General features: G+C 39.7%; 15 protein-coding genes. 7 read left to right on the top strand and 8 right to left on the bottom strand.

Features of this window, described 5'->3' with window-relative positions:
* Positions 1 to 14 precede the first annotated feature (14 nt).
* Genes eboE through AAC073_RS18765 form a run of 4 tightly spaced genes read left to right on the top strand, consistent with a single transcriptional unit; the run spans position 15 to position 4,074 of the window.
* Positions 15 to 1,223, top strand: coding sequence for a metabolite traffic protein EboE (eboE, locus tag AAC073_RS18750; protein ID WP_339925340.1), 1,209 nt, complete (start codon positions 15 to 17; stop codon positions 1,221 to 1,223).
* Positions 1,220 to 2,593 (top strand): nucleotide pyrophosphatase/phosphodiesterase family protein, encoded by a 1,374-nt coding sequence (locus AAC073_RS18755; RefSeq protein WP_339925341.1) that lies wholly within the window; start codon positions 1,220 to 1,222, stop codon positions 2,591 to 2,593. The genes eboE and AAC073_RS18755 overlap by 4 nt, the downstream gene beginning before the upstream one ends.
* Positions 2,594 to 2,639: 46 nt before the next feature.
* Positions 2,640 to 3,017 carry a transmembrane 220 family protein gene (locus tag AAC073_RS18760; RefSeq protein WP_339925342.1) on the top strand — a complete coding sequence of 126 codons (378 nt, stop codon included), beginning with the start codon at positions 2,640 to 2,642 and terminating at the stop codon, positions 3,015 to 3,017.
* Between the two features lie 58 nt (positions 3,018 to 3,075).
* Positions 3,076 to 4,074: an adenosine kinase gene (locus tag AAC073_RS18765; RefSeq protein WP_339925343.1), complete on the top strand. Its 999-nt coding sequence runs from the start codon at positions 3,076 to 3,078 to the stop codon at positions 4,072 to 4,074.
* Positions 4,075 to 4,118: 44 nt separating this feature from the next.
* Here the strand turns inward: AAC073_RS18765 and AAC073_RS18770 are convergent, their stop codons facing one another.
* The 8 genes from AAC073_RS18770 to AAC073_RS18805 all read right to left on the bottom strand — a co-directional run bounded on the left by AAC073_RS18770 (position 4,119) and on the right by AAC073_RS18805 (position 12,282).
* The gene (locus AAC073_RS18770; RefSeq protein WP_339925344.1) at positions 4,119 to 5,015 is read right to left on the bottom strand and encodes a sugar phosphate isomerase/epimerase family protein; all 897 of its coding nucleotides are present in this window, start codon (positions 5,013 to 5,015) and stop codon (positions 4,119 to 4,121) included.
* 102 nt (positions 5,016 to 5,117) lie between these two features.
* A complete protein-coding gene (locus AAC073_RS18775; protein WP_339925345.1) occupies positions 5,118 to 6,323 on the bottom strand; it encodes a VCBS repeat-containing protein in 1,206 nt (401 codons plus the stop codon).
* Positions 6,324 to 6,707: 384 nt separating this feature from the next.
* Positions 6,708 to 7,259, bottom strand: coding sequence for a hypothetical protein (locus AAC073_RS18780; RefSeq protein ID WP_339925346.1), 552 nt, complete (start codon positions 7,257 to 7,259; stop codon positions 6,708 to 6,710).
* The gene (gene mnmD / locus AAC073_RS18785) at positions 7,241 to 7,933 is read right to left on the bottom strand and encodes a tRNA (5-methylaminomethyl-2-thiouridine)(34)-methyltransferase MnmD (RefSeq protein ID WP_339925347.1); all 693 of its coding nucleotides are present in this window, start codon (positions 7,931 to 7,933) and stop codon (positions 7,241 to 7,243) included. The genes AAC073_RS18780 and mnmD overlap by 19 nt, the downstream gene beginning before the upstream one ends.
* A 13-nt stretch (positions 7,934 to 7,946) precedes the next feature.
* Entirely contained in the window at positions 7,947 to 8,426 is a 480-nt protein-coding gene (gene ispF, locus AAC073_RS18790; protein ID WP_339925348.1) for a 2-C-methyl-D-erythritol 2,4-cyclodiphosphate synthase, read from the bottom strand.
* Positions 8,427 to 8,452: 26 nt separating this feature from the next.
* Complete coding sequence (locus AAC073_RS18795) at positions 8,453 to 9,706, bottom strand: pitrilysin family protein (RefSeq protein WP_339925349.1); 1,254 nt, start codon at positions 9,704 to 9,706, stop codon at positions 8,453 to 8,455.
* Between the two features lie 50 nt (positions 9,707 to 9,756).
* Complete coding sequence (locus tag AAC073_RS18800) at positions 9,757 to 9,963, bottom strand: heavy metal transport/detoxification protein (protein WP_339925350.1); 207 nt, start codon at positions 9,961 to 9,963, stop codon at positions 9,757 to 9,759.
* 120 nt (positions 9,964 to 10,083) lie between these two features.
* The gene (locus AAC073_RS18805; protein ID WP_339925351.1) at positions 10,084 to 12,282 is read right to left on the bottom strand and encodes a heavy metal translocating P-type ATPase; all 2,199 of its coding nucleotides are present in this window, start codon (positions 12,280 to 12,282) and stop codon (positions 10,084 to 10,086) included.
* A gap of 181 nt (positions 12,283 to 12,463) precedes the next feature.
* Between AAC073_RS18805 and bshC the strand changes: the two genes are divergently transcribed.
* Genes bshC through AAC073_RS18820 form a run of 3 tightly spaced genes read left to right on the top strand, consistent with a single transcriptional unit; the run spans position 12,464 to position 15,111 of the window.
* Positions 12,464 to 14,059: a bacillithiol biosynthesis cysteine-adding enzyme BshC gene (bshC, locus tag AAC073_RS18810; protein ID WP_339925352.1), complete on the top strand. Its 1,596-nt coding sequence runs from the start codon at positions 12,464 to 12,466 to the stop codon at positions 14,057 to 14,059.
* Positions 14,019 to 14,603, top strand: a complete 585-nt coding sequence (locus AAC073_RS18815) for a 5-formyltetrahydrofolate cyclo-ligase (RefSeq protein WP_339925353.1) — start codon at positions 14,019 to 14,021, stop codon at positions 14,601 to 14,603. Before bshC ends, AAC073_RS18815 begins: the two co-directional genes overlap by 41 nt.
* A gap of 16 nt (positions 14,604 to 14,619) precedes the next feature.
* Positions 14,620 to 15,111, top strand: coding sequence for a hypothetical protein (locus tag AAC073_RS18820; protein ID WP_339925354.1), 492 nt, complete (start codon positions 14,620 to 14,622; stop codon positions 15,109 to 15,111).
* Positions 15,112 to 15,653: the final 542 nt, after the last annotated feature.

The following is a 15,653-nucleotide window of genomic DNA, read 5'->3' on the forward strand; positions in this document are numbered from 1 at the left end:
AGCCCATCCAGCATATGCGAGTAGCCGATTTTCATTTAACATATTGTACCAATATTCATCCGGGAGAAAGTTGGGAAGCTACCTTTGCTAACCTTAAAGAATACATCCCGAAAATAAAAGGAGAATTGTATGTCGACAAGGCTTTCGCCATAGGCTTGAGAGTTTCGGATGAGGCAAGTAGAGAATTAATCAAACCGGATAAATTAGCTGAACTAAAATCCTGGCTAGAGGCAAATAACTGTTATATTTTTACTTTCAATGGATTTCCTTTTGGCGGTTTCCACAGGCAGGTCGTAAAGGATGAAGTTCATTTTCCTGATTGGAGTACCCCAGCCAGGAAGGAATACACCCTTAGGTTATTTGCCATTTTGGCGGCTATAATGCCTACTGACATGGATGGTGGTATCTCCACCTCTCCACTAAGCTATAAATATTGGCACAAGACATCAACAGACATGAAGGAGTTGATGGAGCTATCTTGTTCGCATATTATGGAGGTAGTAGAATACCTGTATCAGCTAAAACTGGATCAGAATTTAGACCTTCACCTGGACATAGAACCAGAGCCCGATGGTGTAATTGAAGACTCTAAAGGAATGATAGGTTTTTACAATGATTGGCTGATTCCTATGGGCAGACCTATCTTGGTTGAAAAATTTGGTGTTTCAGCGGAGGTTGCCGAATCTTTAATCAAAGAGCATGTTAGGGTTTGTTATGACGTTTGCCATTTTGCGGTGGGTTATGAGGACCATGAAGAAGTGCTGGATGTTTTTAAAAAAGAAGGCATTAAGATTGGGAAGTTTCAACTGAGTGCTGCTTTAAAAGCCAATATTCCGGTGGAAGTAAACCAAAGAAAACCTGTGGAAAAAGCATTGTTACCATTTGTTGAGTCTACGTACCTTCATCAGGTGATTGGTAAGTTCGGAGACAATACTTTGCATGCTTACCCAGATCTTCCAGATGCGCTTTTGGATTTGGCTTCTACCGAAGAAGTTGAATGGCGTGTTCATTTTCATGTACCTTTGTTTTTGGCTACCTATGGACATTTGCAATCTACACAAGAAGATATCTTGACAGTATTAAAATTGAATGGAGCGCGAAAATTGACAAGTCACCTAGAAGTAGAAACCTATACATGGGAGGTTTTACCTGAGGAAATACATTTGTCGTTGGATCAATCTATTGCAAGAGAATTGAATTGGGTAAAAAACCATATTGAATGAAAAAGACGGTTGTATTGGATATAGTGGCCCTTTCTCAAAGGGTGATAGGAGAACATACACCATTTTTAAAAAAGTGGAGCGAAAAACGACAAACATCAGCCATTCAACCTGTATTACCGGCAGTAACTTGTTCTTCTCAGTCAGCATACCTTACTGGAAAATGGCCTGAGGATAATGGGATCGTTGGCAATGGCTGGTATTTTAAAGATGAATGTGAAGTAAAATTCTGGAGACAATCCAATCACCTTGTTCAGTCTTCCAAAATTTGGGATGCATTAAAGGCGGAAAATCCTGAATTCACTTGTTCCAATATGTTTTGGTGGTACAACATGTACTCTTCAGTAGACTACGCTGTAACGCCCAGGCCATTGTACCCTTCTGACGGTAGGAAGTTACCAGATATCCACAGTCAACCAATGGGTCTAAGAGACCGCCTACAAAAGGAACTAGGACAATTCCCCTTATTTTCCTTCTGGGGACCAAATGCCAACATCGCTTCAAGCAAATGGATAGCAGAAGCTTCCATGAAAGTAGACGAATGGCATGATCCAACTTTGACTTTGATCTACCTTCCCCACCTGGATTATGCTTTGCAGAAATATGGGATAGATTTTGATAAAATAAGTAAAAGTCTGAATGAAGTAGATGCTTTATGTGAACGCCTGATTACTTATTATGAAGACAAGGGGGCAGAAGTGATCCTATTGTCTGAATATGGTATTACTTCTGTGAACCGACCCATTCATATTAATAGGGCCTTGAGAAAAGCTGGATTTATTGAAGTGAAGGATGAGCTTGGATTGGAAACCATGGACGCAGGCACCAGCCGTGCTTTTGCAGTTGTGGATCACCAGCTGGCGCACCTTTACGTCAAAGATGCCAAGGATATAGCTGAAGTGAAAGCGATAGTAGCTACTTTACCCGGTGTGGAAAAGGTGCTCGACAAGGCGGGCCAAGATGATTTCAAATTGAATCACGAAAGGGCTGGAGATTTGGTAGTGGTGGCAGATAAAGACTCTTGGTTTACTTATTATTATTGGTTAGATGATAAAGTAGCGCCAGATTATGCCAGAACAGTGGACATACACCGCAAGCCTGGGTATGATCCTGTAGAGATGTTTGCTAATCCAGATATTAAATTTCTAAAAGGAAAGTTAGGGTGGACCCTGCTGAAGAAGAAGTTGGGTTTTAGGTACTTGATGGATGTTATTCCTCTGCAGGCTGATTTGGTCAAAGGCTCACATGGGAGAATTCCTGAAAGTGAAAAAGATTGGCCTGTTTTAATCAGGTCAAAAAAGGATAAAGGGATAGAACAGGTTGATCCAACAGCTATTTATTCCATAATTTATGATGTTGTCAATAGAAAATGACCCCTAGCTGTTATTGTCTATTTATAAATGTTAATTTAGAACTGCTATGAGTAAATTCTGGAAATATTTTTTTGGAAGCTGGTCACTATTATTTCTGCTATTCGGTTACTGGCAGATCAATGATTTAGACCCCCAGTGGTGGGTTCCCATTTACTTGATAGCAGCTATTGCTGCTGGATTTGCTTCTTTTGGGAAATTTAATGTAAACTTATTGGTTATTCTTACCTTTACTTACTTGATAGGTGCCCTCTTTTTTTGGCCTGAAAATATCTTTGGATGGGTGGGACAAGAATGGCAACAAAAAGACCTTTCAATGAAAACCAGTGCAATGGAGATTAACAGGGAGTTTTTTGGTTTGTTCCTTTGCGCTATACTGTTTGCCTTAGAAGCTGTCATAGGGAGAAATCTGAAATTAGCGGAGTAAGATTGTTCAATTATTATTCTAATGGTCATTTTCTGGCCGAAACAATAGTTTATTCAACATGGAGAAAAAGTATGATGTTACGGGCATAGGAAATGCCTTGGTAGATATAGAGTTTGAAGTAAGTGATGCCTTTTTGGAGAAGTATGGCATCGAAAAAGGCCTGATGACCTTGGTAGATGAAGACCGTCAGGGGGAGTTGATGTCGGCGATAAACACCAAAACTTCAAAATTACAATGTGGAGGCTCAGCCGCAAATTCCATAATTGCAGTTAGTCAATTTGGTGGAAAGTCTTACTATTGTTGCAAGGTTGCCAATGACGAATTGGGAAAATTTTTTACAGATGACTTAAGAGAATCTGGAGTCAATCACAACCTGGACCCCTTTAAGTTAGAAGAGGGAATCACAGGAAAGTGTCTCGTGATGGTGACCTCGGACGCAGAACGTACTATGAACACCTTTCTTGGGATCACTGAGAAGTTTTCTACTGCCCAACTGAATGAGGAAGCGATAAAATCATCTAAGTTTTTATACATTGAAGGATACCTTATCACTTCTCCTGCTGCCAGAGAAGCCATGTTAGCGGCCAAAAAAGTAGCTGAAGAAAATGATGTGAAAGTAGCCCTTACTTTTTCTGACCCAGCCATGGTCAAGTATTTTGGTGACAGTTTTAAAGAAGTAATCGGATCAGGAGTCGACATGCTTTTTGCAAATGAGGAAGAAGCCATGCTCTATACTGGCAAAGACAACTTGTCTGAAGCCAGTGAAGCCATGAAGAAATTGGCCAGGCACTTCGTAATCACCCAAGGGAACAATGGGGCCTTGATATTTGATGGGGAAACTTTCATAGACATAGCACCTTACCCTACTGTAGCTGTGGATACTAATGGCGCTGGAGACATGTTTGCGGGAGCCTTTATGTACGGCATTACCAATGGGCATTCTTATGCCTCAAGTGGGAAGTTGGCCAGTATGGCATCTTCAAAGATCGTTAGTCAATTTGGACCTCGGCTTACTTGGGAGGAAGCAAAGGATGTTTTGAAAAGGCTTAAGCCTTAAAAAAATGTATCGAAAGCATTTAGAAATCTTGGGTTCCAAGGGTTTTAGATGCTTTCTTTTATGTTTTCAATCATCCAGTCCGTAATTTTTTCGTAATCGTAACTGGGGTTGGCTTTTCCCCATTGTTCACAAGAATAGATACCTTGGTAACCGCTCGTTTCAAAAATGCGGATGCATTTCTGAAAGTCATAGGGCATGTGCTCCATTTGATCTGAGAAATCCTTCGTTTTTGCCGACACCAACCTGGTGAAAGGCGCAATGTGTTTTAGGGAATCAAACATGACCGGATTGGAAGAGTAATTTCCAAAATCGGCTAAAAGGCCTAAATTGTCTGAAGGCACTTCTTTAATGATATTTGTATGGTTCTTATAGTCTGAAAACAAATCATTATGGTTCTCAATTAATATGGCGACCCCTTTAGATTTGGCATATTTAGTGATTTCATTGAGGGATAGCACAGCCTTGGAGTAGGATTTTTTCATGGCTTTCACCCGTACGGCCTCACATTGTAGTGATTTGGCGATATCTACCCAGTTTTTAACCTCTTTTACTGCTTTTAGTCTATTTTTTTCCAGTGGATCGGAGGGATCAAATTTCCCTTCAGATTGCAGGTTTATTAACTTACATCGCTCCTTAATTAGAGACCTCTTTAGCTCATTCAAATAATTTTTGCTGGTTGATTCAAAATGAGGGGTCCACATTTCTACATGATGGACATTGAACCGATCTACAAAATATTCAGGAATCCTTAATAGGGTCAATTCATCTTCCAAGACTTGATTTTTAGGTTTGGTTGATTCAAAACGATTACGAAAGACAACCGTGGTTAAGCCAATACGATCCATCTTATCTCTTTGTGGCTTTGCAAGGCTAGGATAGGACAAGCCTGCCATAGCAGCTGCTGAAAATGTTGCGTGGATAATAAAGTTTCTTCTTTTCATGGTCGAAATTAGTAAGCGATAATTAGATACATTTTTTATAACAAGAAATAATGTTGTTCTACTAAGTTGATTTTCCGGCTTTGCTCAGGCAGTGAACTGAAGCTATTTAATTAGCAAATTTCTAAACAACCAGGGTTTGGAATCTGTAGCGTATTTATCCTCTCCCACAATGTCTAAATCGCCATCCCCATCCATATCTGCTATTGCCCCTGAGTAAATGCCTTTCCCTTCTTCAACTAAAATGGATTCTTTAAACGCACCATTTTCATTGATAAATATCCTGATCTCCCTATTGTCCCAAGCCATAGCAGAAATAATATCCAAATCCCCATCATTGTCCATATCCGCAAGTTTTGCACAATGGGCTTTGTTATAATCTGATTTGACCACATGTTTTTTCCATTCGGTTACTGCTTCTGGATTTTTCGGACACTCGTACCAGGCAAGATCGTAGTTGTCACCCCCGTATTTTTTGAAATGTTCAGCAGGAGACAATAAGACATCGGGCCTGCCATCATTATTAATGTCGCCAACTTCTTCCTTTGTGGCCTTATTCACTTCCTTAAAACCTGCTTCTATATCAAACCTTATAAATTCGGCATTTTTAGGGTCTTTAGGTGCCTTAAACCAATGTCCAGTCATGGTGATGTCAGGCATTCCATCTGAGTTAATGTCGCCAACAGCAAGTCCTTCACCTGCCTGTCCTTCATAAATGGTCTTCGTATGCCAGTTTTCTTTTCCATCCTGAAAAATGATCTTTAAAGATTCCGGATTTTTATGACGTATTACCACATCTTTTTTGCCATTAAGGTCCATATCTGCCAACCGCATGTCATTGGCATGGAAACCCTCAATGCTTGAGATCAGAGAATGCTCCCATTGTTTATGCACTTTTCTTCTCCCTGGGTTCTTTAGAAAGTAAACATTTATAGGGCCTGTAGCATGGCCATCATTACTAAAGACCAAATCAATATCACCATCATTGTCCATGTCTGCACATCGGGCAGAGCCAATGAAATCATCGAATTTCACAGGAATATTGAAATCATGTTTTTCCCATTCCCCTTTTTTAGTTTGTTCAAACCAAGCCAGTGTAAAGCGACCCTCGGCATGAACACCTCCTTCTAGCACGACTACATCCATTCGTCCATCTCCATTTATATCGCCAACATCCAAGGCACTTACACCAGAAACTGAGCCGGTACTGAGGTCAATTGGATTAGCAAAGTGGGTTGATTGTGCACTGACTGATAAAATTGGGAGAAAAAGTAAAATGGTGCTTGCCTGGATTAGTAGAATATTTTTCATTTTAATTGGTTTTTCATACTAGTAAATGTTCAATTAAACAGCATGTTAAGACAGAAAACGATAATGCAACATATAGCTCCTAATAGGTCAACAATTCTTTTCTCATGACTGAGGTTAACAGGGGATTTTATTAACACCATTACCTAGGTAGGATTCTTTTTGAGCAAGGGGTTCCCACCTTTGGTAAAAACAAAGCACACCATGTGATTTTTAGGGTACTGCTAATTATTCTTGCAACAATAATATTACAATTTGCAAACCGCTGACTAGCTACAGAACCCACTTCTGTACGTTTCAGATTTGGCTATAGCTTATAAAGGCCGACTAATATTAATCAATTTGATTAATAAAACGAAAATTGAATCATTATAATCTTCCTGGTTATTAATTGTAAACGACATATTCAAAAGTATAGGATGAGTTGATCAAGCTGTCGTTCTTGGAAGGGATATAGTCGAAGTTGAAATTTATAATTTTAAGATCAAGTGCGTTGTAAACGACTACTTGAAGAATGTCCTCCCCTATAGGGGTAAGCACATAGTCGGGAGACTCAGGTATCGTTGTTTTGATTGTGCCGCTGAATGGAATTGGAAAGCTTAATTTCAGGTAGTATTTGTCCTCAAAGAGAAAGGAATCACTTATCTCCGGATAAAGGTGATTATAAACCTGCTTACCATTGAGTGCCAAACGCTCAAAGTGGCGTTTACCATCCACATATATGCGGTGGATGCTGCTGTCTCCTTTTACTAGGGTGTGGAAGCCTTCTGCTGGATCGTCAGGTGCTACAATGGTTGAAGTGTTTGGTTGTGATCCGTCTAAGGTACCATCGTTTATAGGGGGAACTTGTTCCCCCTTTTGCTTGCACCCAAAGAAAGAAATAAAAAATAAAAAAAATAATACGGGCTTGATTGCTCGGGTTATTTGCTTTTTTTCCATGCCCTGGTCATTTCTTTCTTTCCCAAGGGGCCAGGAACCTCGTCCAAGCTCAGGTTAAGTGTCCCCAGGTTTTTTTTGAGGTTGGCAGCGGCGCAATAAGTCACGAAAGCTGCGGATGGATTCATGCTTTTTTCAATTTTTTCTAAAACCTTCATTTCCCATAATTCAGGTTGTTTTTTTGGCGAAAAAGCATCAAAAAACACCAAATCTGTAGGGTAAAGCTGTACCTCTTGCAGGGTAGTTTTTTCTTTTTTAATATTGAAATAGTCCGTCATTGGCATTCCCTTGTCCCAGTCCATTTGGTGAAGACGCTTAAAATAGCCATTAAAATGGGTTAGCGTTTCATCCATTTGGATGAAATTTAATGCTTCATAAATGTCTTTTTCAAGCGGGTAAGGTTCTATGGTATGGTAAAGTACTGGTACCTGATTTTGCTCGGCCCAGATTAGTGTCAGCCAAGCATTAAGTCCAGTGCCAAAGCCTACTTCAAAGATCCTGATGGGGAATTTTCCTCGATTTCTGGCATACCAAGCCTCCAAGCCATACAATAAATACACATGGATGGATTCTTTGAAAGCGCCATCTGAAGAATGGTAACTTTCATTGATTTCAGGAAGATAAACGGAGTGAGATCCGTCTTCTGTAGTTATTATTTTGGGGGCTTGTTTTTCCATGGTTAGACAGATATTATGAGTGAATAAGGGCTACACAATAAGCAGACACCCCTTCTTCACGGCCTACAAATCCTAAGCGTTCAGTGGTTGTGGCCTTTAAAGACAAATTGTTTTCCTCTATTTGCATCACTTCAGCAAGACAGGTTTTCATGGCAGGAATGTGCGGGTTAATTTTAGGTTGTTGCAGGCAGATGGTAACGTCCAGGTTTCCTATCTGAAAGCCATTTTCTCGAATTAAATCCATTACCTGTTTTAACAATATTTTACTGTCAATCCCTTTGAATTGAGGGTCCTGATCAGAAAAATGATAGCCTATATCCCTTAAGTTGGCAGCTCCTAAAAGGGCATCACAAATGACATGTATTAGCACATCAGCATCAGAATGTCCTACAGCTCCCTTGCTATGGGGGATTATTATACCACCTAACCAAAATTCTTCACCTTCTTTTAACTGGTGAACATCATATCCGAATCCTATGCGAAATCCGCTCATACTTTATTGTGTTAATTTTTTATCCATTAAATGGCTCCTTTTTTAGGTGAGCATTTATAATAAATTACTGAAGCAAGGTCCTGGTTGAGATAAGTGCTTGTAGCCTGCTGGATTTCCTCTACAGAAATAGCCATTTTTCGCTCGAACTCCTTTTTCATCAATTGTGTATCTCCCAGGTAGGCATAGTATGCCAGTTTCATTGCTCTTCCTAATAAGGAGACTGATTCGTAGGTTTGCATTGCTTCAGCTTGGTTTTTTATTTTCTGAAGGTTTCGCTGTGCTATTGGGACTTCTTTAAAGATTTCCAAGGTGGTATCCAACTCTGCTTCTGCTTCCTCTGCCGTAATTCCTTTTTCCATTTTCCCTGTAATGACCAATAGTCCGGGATCTATATTGCCCAGCACATAAGCCTGGCAATTCGCAAACAGAGCGGAGTTTTTAATCAGTTTTTGTTCCAGATAGGCTGATCTTCCAAAACCCAAAACATCTGAAATTAGGTCGCAGGTCAGGTAATTGTTTTCCAGCCTGCCTGGTATTTTGTATACCTTATACAATGCCTCTGTAGGGACATTAGAAAATACTTGTTTGCGCCTTATGGCATCTTGGATTGGCTCAGCAATAATTGATTTTTCTTTAAGTTTTCCTTTAGGGATTTCATCGAACCAATGATGTACCCTGGCTTTGACTTCTTCGAAGTTTACTTTGCCAGCTATACAGAGTACGGCATTATTTGGAGCGTAATTCTGCTCATAGAATGCCAATAATTCCTCCCTGTCAAATTGCTCAATGTCCTCAATTTTCTCACCGATGGTTGGCCAGCGGTAAGGGTGTTGGGTAAAAGCCAATTGCCTGACATGATTCATGGCATCTCCATAGGGCTGATTCAGGTAACGTTGTTTGAATTCTTCAATGACGACCTGTTTCTGGGTATTTATTGGTTTTTCCTTCAGGTTGAGGAACTGCATTCTGTCCGCTTCCAGCCAAAGTGCCGTATCCAGATTGATTGCAGGTAGCGTGATATAAAAGTTGGTGATGTCGGTATTGGTAAAGGCATTGCACTCGCCTCCCACCCGCTCTATTGCACTGTCAAATTCAGGGATGTGCTTAGTACCCGAAAACATAAGGTGTTCGAAATAATGGGCGAGCCCCGTTTTACCGGCAACCTCATTTCTTGAACCCACCTTGTACAAGAGATTGACAACAGCCATTTCTGAAGAATGGTCCTCATGGACCATAACTTGAAGTCCATTGTCCAGAATAAAAGATTTGTGTTTAATCATAGAATTGAGGCAAAAGTAACAAATTTTCTACCTATCCTGCCTTCTTTCTATTAAATAGATTCTCCCTTATAGCCGGATTTTTCTAGTGCAGCCATTATTTCTGCAACGCCTGTTTCTCCTTCTACGGTCAATATTCTGTCGGGTGACTTTAAGTCTACCTCCCAATGCTTCGCATTTAAATCGTTCATTGCCGGAGTGATGGCCGATACACATGCACCACATTTTACATTTGTTTTAAGCTCGATTTTTTGTGTCATTTCTTATTGAGTTAATTTTATATGTATTATCTAATGGATAACAAGCCGATGCACTTATTTATTGCCAACATTTTCTGTCTAGGTAATTGGCCTAAGTAATTTCTTACGTTTTCTATAGTTCTAGGTGTATTTTAATCTGAGACTATTTCCAACTACTGAAAGGGAGCTCAAAGCCATCGCTGAACCGGCGATCATTGGGTTTAACAAAAAGCCAGACAGGGGATACAATATACCTGCTGCTATAGGGATGCCAATGATATTGTAAATAAAGGCCCAAAAGAGGTTTTGTCGAATAGTGGCTACTGTGTTTTTGCTTAATTTTAATAAATCCGGTATAGCCATTAGATCTGAATGCATCAGAGTAACCTGGGCTGTTTCCATGGCAATGTCTGTTCCCGCTCCCATGGCAATACCCAAATCAGCTAAGACAAGCGCTTCGCTATCATTGATTCCATCACCTGTCATGGCAACCTTATGCCCATTCAGTTGTAAATCTTTTATGTAATTCCCTTTGTCCTGAGGTAGCATCCCACTTTGGAAATGGCTAATGCCTACTTTTTCTGCAATAGCTGCAGCTGTTTTCTCCTGGTCTCCTGTGAGCATGTGCACCGAAATACCAATTTTTTGTAATTTCGCTATGGCCATTTTGGAGGTTTCTCTGACTTTATCCGCTATGCCAATAATCCCTACAAGCTGTTTTTCTTCCGCTAGATAAACCACAATGTCTCCATTTTCTAGCATTTTGTCTGCGGCTTGAGACAAGGATTCATCGATTGCGATGTCCATTGATCGGAGCCATTTTAAATTCCCGATAGCGTATTGTTTTCCATCGTATTTACCCCTAACCCCTTTTCCTGTAAGGCTTTCAAAGTCTATTAATTCAACAGGTGATTTCTCTTGTTCAAAATGTTCCGTTATTGCTGCTGCCAAAGGATGCTCACTCTTTTCTTCCAAAGAACAGAATACAGCAACCATTGGTTTATAATCCATGTAAGATTTCCATAGTACTTTTTTAACACCAGGTTTTCCTTCGGTGATTGTACCGGTTTTGTCCAAAATCAGGGTGTTGATCTTTTTGCCTATTTCCAGGCTTTCGGCATCTTTTATTAGGATTCCTTTTGATGCAGCCTTGCCTATCCCTACCATAATCGCCGTAGGCGTGGCAAGGCCCAGGGCACAAGGACATGCGATGACCAATACGGTAATGGCAGAAAGCATTCCTCTTAAAATGGCATCATCTGTTCCACTTATAGCCCAAACTATAAAAGTAACCAAAGCAATGGCCAAAACTGCAGGCACAAAGATAGCCGTCACTTTATCTACCGATTTTTGTATAGGTGCTTTAGATCCCTGAGCTTGTTTTACCCGTGTAATGATGCTTGAAAGTAATGTTTCTGACTTGCTTTTATCTGATTTAAATTGAAAACTTCCTGCCTGATTGATGGTGCCTGCGTAAACCGTGTCTCCAATGCTTTTCTCTACGGCTATTGGTTCTCCTGTAAGCATGCTTTCGTCCACAAAAGACTGTCCCAGGCTGAGTGTGCCATCTAGGGGTATTTTCTGACCGGGCTTCACGAGAATTGTCTCGCCGGGCAGCACATCGGTAACAGCCATTTTGAAGGATTCTCCATCTCGAATTACTGTTAGGTCTGTGGGTTGAAGTCCTATTAGATTTTTTAAGGCTTCTGAGGTGCCTGCTTTAGCCCTGGATTCCATTAATCTGCCCAGTAGAATAAAGAAAATGATAACTGCAGCAGCTTCAAAATATACATGTGGTGCAATTCCTCTGGATTCAAGCCAATGGGGGAAGAAAGTGTTGAAAGTACTGTACACATAAGCCACACCTGTACTCAAGGCTACCAAGGTGTCCATGTTTGCTTTCCCGATCTTAGTTTGTTTGTAGGCATTAATAAAAAAGGCCCTTCCAAATATTGCTAGAATGGGTGTAGTCAGTGCCCACATGATGACATTGGCATAGGGGATATTCATCCAGATCATCCCAATTAGAAATACAGGCAAAGCCAAAAGCCCTGAAAATAAAGTGTTCTTTTTCAATTGAGCCAACTCGGCTGCTTTGACAGCGTCCAGGTCTTCCTGATTATTTATAGCTATCAATAAATCGTATCCGATAGATTGAATATTTTTTTTAGCTTCCCTAAGATCCGTTCCTTCTTTTTCAAGAGTGATAAGAGCCGACTGGCTTGCATAGTTGACACTGGCAGATTGGATACCTTTGGTTTCCTTAAGCATGGATTCCACACTTACGGCACATGCTGCACAGCTCATTCCTGAAATTGGTACTTCGATAGATTTGCTCATGGTAGTATGCTTGATTATTCATCAAAATTACGAACTGAATGGGGGATTGTTGTTACAGAATTATTGAAAAAATGTATAACTTGTTCCCTGATTTGTAGGTAGAATTGTTGAACTTTACCTTCTGTTTAGCCGTTTTAATGCATTCAATAGCTGCCTTAACAACAATGAAATTTCACCTTTTATGTTAAAATCCACATTAGACCCAGACTGTACTGGCCTGTTTTCATCACTTTTTTTAGACTATATTCATAACAAGGAATCAGTAAAGCAGTTCTATCAGGATTTCCCAAATTTGGAGAATTTTAAACAAGCTATAGCGAATAAAACTTTTGACCAAGAGAAAAGAGATACGCTGGTCAATGTTCTGCAGCAACAATATGAAGACTTTGAAGGTGTCGAAGTCATGGCAAACGTCCAAAAGCTTAAACAAGCTACTACTTTTACCGTCACCACTGGTCACCAGCTTAACTTAATGACAGGGCCTTCTTATTTTATTTATAAGATTGTATCTACCATTGCCTTGGCAGAAAAGCTTCAGAAGGAAAATCCTGAATACCAATTTGTCCCTGTCTACTGGATGGCAAGTGAAGACCATGATTTTGAAGAAATCAATCATTTTTATTTCGAGGGCAAGAATTACCAATGGGATACTGATCAAACGGGTGCGGTAGGAGAGTTTGTATTGGATAAATCTTTGAAAAAGTTGCTTGACGAGATGCCTTTTTTACCTGACTTTTTCAAAACAGCCTATACCAAAAGCAAGCTTTTAAAGGAAGCCGTTAGGAAATATGTCCATCATTTGTTTGCTGACAAAGGCCTTGTAATATTAGACGCGAATGAAAAAGCCCTTAAGCAAATCTTTGCTCCAGTGATCAAAGATGACCTCTTTGCCTCAACGGCCAATAACTTGGTGAAAGATTGCAATGGTGCTTTGGAGGAAGCAGGCTATACGACTCAAATCTTCCCTAGAGAAATTAATTTCTTTTACATGGAAAGCGGAAGAAGGGAAAGATTGATTTGTGAAGACGGTTTGTTTAAAACCCATGATGGACAGAATGAGTGGACGGAAAAAGAAATGGCAACTCTGATTGAGGAGAAGCCTGAAAATTTCAGTCCCAATGTTGTCTTGCGTCCTCTGTATCAAGAAGTGATCCTGCCGAACCTGGCTTACTTGGGTGGCCCTGCAGAGGTAGCCTATTGGTTTCAATTGAAAAGTGTGTTCAACCATTATTCAGTAGATTATCCCTTCTTACTTCCTAGAAATTTCGCGATGGTTTTATCTGTACCTGTTCAGCGAAAAATGGAAAAACTAGGATTGAAAGAGGAGGAGCTCTTTTTGTCTAACGATGATTTACGAATCAATTATGTAAAGGAACATGCCGGTCAAGACCTGGAGTTGAAGGACGAAAGAGATAAATTGGTTGCTATTTTTAAAGGGCTGGAAGAAAAATCTTTGTCAATGGACGCTACATTAGGCTATGCTGTTAGAGCGGCACAAAAACGTAATGAGAAAATTTTAGATCAGGTGGCGACTAAATTTCGAAAAGCTGAGGAAAGGAAAAACAAAACCGCGATCCGCCAATTGCATGACATCAAAGCCACGCTTTTTCCTAAAGGCACCTTGCAAGAGAGAAAAATTAATTTTCTCGAATTCTATTTAGGCAACCCTGATTTTTTACAGGGGCTTTTTGATACCTTTGACCCGTTGGACTTTAGTTTTATCCTATTAAAGGAGAATGGTAGCGAAAGAAATACTAAGAAATCAACTCAAAAATGAGCGTAAAGCATTAGGGGCTGAAGAAAGAGCACAGTACTCAGAAATGATCATGGTCCATTGTCTGGAATACCTGAAACAATTGCCTCATGTAAAGCATGTTCACCTTTTTTTACCCATAAAAAGACTGAAGGAGATAAATACGGTACCATTATTGCGAGCCCTTTTTCGACTAGATTATCAAGTTTACAGTTCTATAACTGTTCACAGTTCCCGAAAAATGGCCACTGTCAGGTTGACTGCTGACACAGTTTATGTTAAGGATAAAATGGGAATACCTGTGCCAGTTCCAGCAGATTTGGTAACGGAAACAGATTTGATTGATTTGGTATTCGTTCCATTATTGGGGATTGATACTGCTGGAAACCGATTGGGCTACGGTCTGGGTTTTTACGATGAATATTTCAAGGAAATCGGAGACCGGGTGTTGAAAATTGGATTGTCTTTTAAGGCACCATTGGAGACCGAAATCCCCCATGAATCTCACGATGTCCCATTGGATGGTTGTATATATCCGGAGGGAATGGTCGTTCTAAATAAAAAATAATTAAACAACTATTACAATGATGAAAAAAGTAATGTTTGCCGCAATGGCAATGATCCTGATTATTTCGATTTCGAATGAAAGTAAAGCCCAAGATTACAATACAGCAGTTGGTTTGCGTCTTGGTTCAAGTAGTGGGTTAAGTGTAAGACATTTTATCAAAGAAGATGTAGCCCTTGAGGGTATAGTACATACTCGATGGAGAGGTTTGTTGATTACTGGCCTTTATGAGATCCACAGAGACATTGAGGATGTAAGTGGTTTGGGATGGTTTTATGGTGGTGGTGCACACATAGGAAGCTTTAACAGTGGTTTGGGAAATCCCTATTGGGCAAATAACGATTACAAAGGGTCAACTGTTATCGGGATTGATGGAATTATAGGTTTGGACTATGTTTTAGAGGACCTGCCTATCAATTTTTCATTGGACTTTAAACCAGCAATTAACCTTATCAATGGTGGTGGATTCTGGGGTGACGATTTCGCGCTTTCTGTCCGTTATATATTTTAATGATTTTAGGCTAATTGCTGTGAAATGCAGCAATTAGCTTAATTTTTTTTTATGAGAAATACAATCAAAATAACACCATTTTCTTATGATTGGGTAATTGAAATGGCTGTCTGAATTTTTTAATGGGTAATGGAAGTAAGCAACTTCAGGATGTAACTTCTACACCGATTCCCACTTAAGAAAGCCCTCTGTTTCGAAAATCAAAAATAAGGTTTGGATTAAAATTCCGAAGAACTTAACTTCTACTTAATAGACTGGTTTAAAACGAGTTATTATGTATTTAGGGCAATAATTTATCTGCCTCTGAAAACCTAAAACAGGTGTTTTCCAGGAATTTTTTCACCAATCGACATAAAAGAAGGGTTATAAAGCAAAATAACGTATACTATATTTTTCCTACTACAATATTTGGTTTTTATATAATGAAAAGAATTTTGTGTCATTTCATCGGTTGTTTTTGCATATAAATACTTTTTTACCCTTTATAAGTTCTTTACATTTATGTCTGAAAACCAACAGATAATAAATATTCAACCCTCTTA

The sequence above is a fragment of the uncultured Cyclobacterium sp. genome, assembly GCF_963977555.1.
Lineage (GTDB): Bacteria > Bacteroidota > Bacteroidia > Cytophagales > Cyclobacteriaceae > Cyclobacterium.

What these genes read in the sequence shown, in the direction of transcription:
- eboE (WP_339925340.1), top strand. Translation starts at nt 15, where the DNA reads ATGCGAGTAGCCGATTTTCATTTAACATATTGTACCAATATTCATCCG.
- AAC073_RS18755 (WP_339925341.1), top strand. Translation starts at nt 1,220, where the DNA reads ATGAAAAAGACGGTTGTATTGGATATAGTGGCCCTTTCTCAAAGGGTG.
- AAC073_RS18760 (WP_339925342.1), top strand. Translation starts at nt 2,640, where the DNA reads ATGAGTAAATTCTGGAAATATTTTTTTGGAAGCTGGTCACTATTATTT.
- AAC073_RS18765 (WP_339925343.1), top strand. Translation starts at nt 3,076, where the DNA reads ATGGAGAAAAAGTATGATGTTACGGGCATAGGAAATGCCTTGGTAGAT.
- AAC073_RS18770 (WP_339925344.1), bottom strand. Translation starts at nt 5,015, where the DNA reads ATGAAAAGAAGAAACTTTATTATCCACGCAACATTTTCAGCAGCTGCT.
- AAC073_RS18775 (WP_339925345.1), bottom strand. Translation starts at nt 6,323, where the DNA reads ATGAAAAATATTCTACTAATCCAGGCAAGCACCATTTTACTTTTTCTC.
- AAC073_RS18780 (WP_339925346.1), bottom strand. Translation starts at nt 7,259, where the DNA reads ATGGAAAAAAAGCAAATAACCCGAGCAATCAAGCCCGTATTATTTTTT.
- mnmD (WP_339925347.1), bottom strand. Translation starts at nt 7,933, where the DNA reads ATGGAAAAACAAGCCCCCAAAATAATAACTACAGAAGACGGATCTCAC.
- ispF (WP_339925348.1), bottom strand. Translation starts at nt 8,426, where the DNA reads ATGAGCGGATTTCGCATAGGATTCGGATATGATGTTCACCAGTTAAAA.
- AAC073_RS18795 (WP_339925349.1), bottom strand. Translation starts at nt 9,706, where the DNA reads ATGATTAAACACAAATCTTTTATTCTGGACAATGGACTTCAAGTTATG.
- AAC073_RS18800 (WP_339925350.1), bottom strand. Translation starts at nt 9,963, where the DNA reads ATGACACAAAAAATCGAGCTTAAAACAAATGTAAAATGTGGTGCATGT.
- AAC073_RS18805 (WP_339925351.1), bottom strand. Translation starts at nt 12,282, where the DNA reads ATGAGCAAATCTATCGAAGTACCAATTTCAGGAATGAGCTGTGCAGCA.
- bshC (WP_339925352.1), top strand. Translation starts at nt 12,464, where the DNA reads ATGTTAAAATCCACATTAGACCCAGACTGTACTGGCCTGTTTTCATCA.
- AAC073_RS18815 (WP_339925353.1), top strand. Translation starts at nt 14,019, where the DNA reads ATGGTAGCGAAAGAAATACTAAGAAATCAACTCAAAAATGAGCGTAAA.
- AAC073_RS18820 (WP_339925354.1), top strand. Translation starts at nt 14,620, where the DNA reads ATGATGAAAAAAGTAATGTTTGCCGCAATGGCAATGATCCTGATTATT.